Annotated in this window: 1 protein-coding gene; it reads left to right on the top strand. The window is 36.1% G+C overall.

All coding sequences use genetic code 11. From position 1 onward, the window contains the following. The coding region (locus HMPREF2953_RS07415; protein WP_070672643.1) for a cold shock domain-containing protein at positions 1-158 on the top strand (158 nt) is incomplete at its 5' end. Positions 159-208 lie beyond the last annotated feature (50 nt).

Raw genomic sequence — 208 nt, 5'->3', positions numbered from 1 at the left:
TTGGATTTATCGAAAGAGAAGACGGTGACGATGTGTTTGTTCACTTCTCAGGTATCGCTACTGATGGATATAAAACTTTAGAAGAAGGTCAAAAAGTAAAGTTTGACATCACTGAAGGTCAACGTGGCGAACAAGCAACAAATGTTGTCCCTGTTTAAAAATAAATTTTAGCACAAGCATGTATGTATACGTGCTTGTGCTTTTTTTA

It is taken from the genome of Staphylococcus sp. HMSC072E01, from assembly GCF_001814125.1.
In the GTDB taxonomy this organism is placed as follows: Bacteria; Bacillota; Bacilli; order Staphylococcales; family Staphylococcaceae; genus Staphylococcus; species Staphylococcus hominis.
This window is presented reverse-complemented; position numbering and strand designations above follow the sequence as displayed.